Source organism: Mesorhizobium sp. P5_C1 (assembly GCF_054049815.1).
On sequence record NZ_JBFULQ010000555.1, the window covers coordinates 1 to 3497 of the forward strand.

General features: G+C 63.7%; 2 protein-coding genes and 1 pseudogene. 1 reads left to right on the top strand and 2 read right to left on the bottom strand.

What is annotated here, in order from left to right:
• Nucleotides 1-567, bottom strand: a pseudogene (locus ACXJ7R_RS27740) (phosphatase PAP2 family protein); the annotation flags it as partial.
• 279 nt (nt 568-846) lie between these two features.
• Nucleotides 847-1296, bottom strand: a complete 450-nt coding sequence (locus ACXJ7R_RS27745; RefSeq protein ID WP_457154611.1) for an ester cyclase — start codon at nt 1294-1296, stop codon at nt 847-849.
• 250 nt (nt 1297-1546) lie between these two features.
• On the opposite strand from ACXJ7R_RS27745, the gene ACXJ7R_RS27750 reads away from it, so the two are divergent.
• Nucleotides 1547-3497, top strand: a 1951-nt coding sequence (locus ACXJ7R_RS27750) for an EAL domain-containing protein (protein ID WP_457154612.1), incomplete at its 3' end; no start/stop codon positions are given.

Below are 3497 nucleotides of genomic sequence, written 5' to 3' on the forward strand. Positions count from 1 at the left end.
GCGCCTGACTGGATCGCGCCAGAAGGCGACGAACAGCAAAATGCCGAACCATTGGACATGCCAAACATATGCGTAGCCGGCGAAAATCACGGCCGAGAACGATTCGGGAACGACGCTGTGCGCCCAAGTCCACGGATCGGTGCCATGCAGCCAAAGATCAAGCTCCACCAGGGCGCGGTCGGCGTAGAACGGCACGACGTCCGGGATGGCGACCTTCAGGGTGGTGAAGGCGGTGATGCCGAGATAGAACAAAACGATGACAGGTGTGGCTGCCAGCCAACTCTGGCTGAGCGTGTCGAGCATGTACCTGGTCGGGTTGCGCCTGGCAAATGTCAGCGCCGCCAGGCCGAGCCCAGCCGCCAGAAGCGTGGGCAACAACAAGACGAACGGCCTGGCATAGGAATGCGCCAGATGCAGATAGCGATCCGGCTCCAGGTAAAGAGCAGTCAGGGCATAGGTCAGACACAGGGCAGTCAGCAGCCAACCGCTCCTGGTTGCCGCGACGTCCAGGTCAAGAGGGGCGGACGAGCGGCTATTGCCGCCGCGCTGCCCGGTGTGCGCATTCATCGGAGGACATCCCGCCAGCTGCCCAGAAAATTGTTATGGAGTATTTCGCAGGCGATGTATTACCAACTGGTTACACTTGTATCCAAGTAAAATTTTATTCGTCACACAGTTATAATTCACAATTTGTTGGCAAGGATTCATTGACAACGATGTTGCGCCGCAACGCACCTGCGTCATTCGCCGCCATCCGAGGCTTTCGACCGTTGCAGGCGGCCTTTCCATCAGGCTTCGGCCGCGATTGAACGTGGGGCCATCGCCTGGACGGCGATGGCCCAGCGATCAGGCGGCCTTGACCAGGCCGAGCTGGGTGAGGGCGGCGACGCCGTCGTCGAGGCCGATCTCCTCGACGATCCTGCCGTCGACCACTTTCAGCACGGTGGTGCCGGTGAAGCGCATGGTGCGGCCGGTAGCGGCCGGCAGCGAACCGACGAGGAAATCGTTGAACGCCGGGCCGGCATGAGTACCGCCGCCCTCCCACTGGCCGACGACATAGTCGCCTTCGGCGATGAGCTCGGCGGTGGCCCAGAAATTGAGGTCCGGGAAAGCGGCGCGGAAGTCGGTCATGAAGGCCTTGATGTCGTCGCGGCCGCGGCGCGGCTCATGCAGCGAGTATTTCAGCAGCATGTCGGGTGCGGCGATGTCGTCGACCACCGACAGGTCGCAGGTTTCACCCCAGAAGTCGGTGAACCATCTGACGACGACGGCCTTGTTGTCTTCCTGTTTGGTCATTGGGAGGTCCTCTTTCTGTTTGTCTTGGGGATCACCGGCCTTCGCCGATGACCCTGGGCAAGCACTAGGACGATCCGTTGGGGGCAAAACTCCGGTTCTTGCCGGCCAATCGAAAGGCGGGAACGTGCCGGCAACGCTCACGCAAGCTGGCAACGCAGGATCGCCGTTCTGGGGCAGTCTTCCTTCGGTAACTGTTTCTTCTCTGGTTTTGCTGCAGATTGCCCCTTGGTGGGGATGAGCGAAACAGACGATGGCGCGTCAGGACAAGAAAACTCGTAATGGAACGTTCTGGGCCAAGGCCCTGGAACGCGCCCATCTTGGTGTCTGGGACTGGGATCTTGCGACCGGCGCGTGCTTCTATTCAGCGACCTGGGCGCGGATGCTGGGCTATGATGAAAGCGAACTTGCCAACACCAGTGACCTGTGGCTGCAACTGACCCATCCCGACGATCGCGAGCGGGCGCTGGCCAGCGGCGACCGCCACATCGCCGGACAGACCGACGCCATCGAGACCGAACTCAGGCTGAAGCACAAGCACGGCCACTGGGTATGGGTGCTCGATCGCGGTGGCATCGTCGAGCGCGACGCTTCCGGAAAGCCACTGCGGCTGATGGGCGTGCAGACCGACATCACCAAGCAGAAGGCGGCCGAAGCCGAGCTCGAAAAGGTCAATGTGCGCTTCCGCCTGGCGCTCGCCGCCAGCGGCACCGGCATCTGGCACTACGACATCGCCACCAACAAGAGCTATTGGGACACCCGCACCAGAGACATGTTCGGCCTCGTCGCCGACACCGACGAGGTGACGGCCGACCTTTGGCACAGCTATCTGCATCCCGAGGACAAGGAAGCCACCGAGCGCGCGCACCGGGCACCGATGGGAACGGACGCCGTCATCGCCAATCAATACCGTATCATCAGGCGCGACGGCGAGATCCGCCACATCGAATCGCTGGTCCGCTTCGTCGCCGCCGCGGGTGCTGCCGGCCAGATCCTCGGCACGGTGCGCGACATCACCGAGGAAAAGCTGCGCGAGCAGGAGCTCGCCTACGCGGCCCGCCATGACGCTCTGACCGGCCTGTGGAACCGCTCCGCCTTCGACCGGCTGCTTGCCGACCATATCGCGGCAGGTGCGCCGCTCGCCGTGTTCTATGTCGATCTCGACTACTTCAAGGCGCTCAACGATTTTGCCGGCCACGCCGCCGGCGACCTGGCGCTGAAGAGCGTTGCCGCCGGCATCCGTGCTTGTCTGCCGCCATCGGCGCATGCGGCGCGGCTGGGCGGCGACGAATTCGCGCTGGTGGTGCCGCATTGCGATGCCGTGCAGGCCGAGCGGATCGCCACCGCCGTGCTTGGCGCGGTGCGCGAAGCCGATCTCGGCCCGGCCGCATCGACGCGCAAGCTGGCGGCCTCGATCGGTATCGCCTTTGTCGATGATGCTAGCACCACGGTGGCCGACGCGCTGGCCTGCGCCGACGATGCCTGCTACGCGGCCAAGGCTGCCGGGCGAAACCGTTTCGCTGTGTTCTCCGTCAAGACGGCATCGGGGTCGGGCGGGCTGAATGCGGCGCGCATCGCCGCCGACACCGTCGATGCCATGGAAGACGGACGGCTGAAACTGTTCGGCCAGGAAATCCATCTGCTGGGCAGGCCCTGGGAAGAGAGCCGCCATGTCGAAGTGCTGGCGAGGCTCACCGCACGCAATGGCCGCCTGGTGTCGCCCGGCGAGTTCATTCCGGTGGCCGAGCGGTTCGGCATCGCTTCCAGGCTCGACCGCTGGATCATCCGCACCGCGCTGTCGCGGCACGGCGCGGCGTTGCGCTCGGGCGCGCTGACGCTCGGCTTCAACCTGTCGGCGCAGACGTTGAGCGATCCGCAATTGTGGGCGTTTGTCGACAGCGTCATCGAGGAGACCGGGGCGCCGCATTCGGGCATCGGCTTCGAGATTACCGAGACCGCCGCGGTCACGAATTTCGACGCCGCAGAACAATTCGTGCGCAAGGCGCGTGAGCGGCACTGCCGGGTCAGCCTCGACGATTTCGGCGCCGGCATGAGTTCGTTCGAATATCTCAGGCGTTTCCCCGTCGACACGATCAAGATCGACGGTTCCTTCATCGAGCACATCACGCAAAGCCGCTTCGACCGCGAGATCGTGCTGGCTATCACCAGCATTGCCCGCAGCCTGGGCTGCGCTGTGGTGGGCG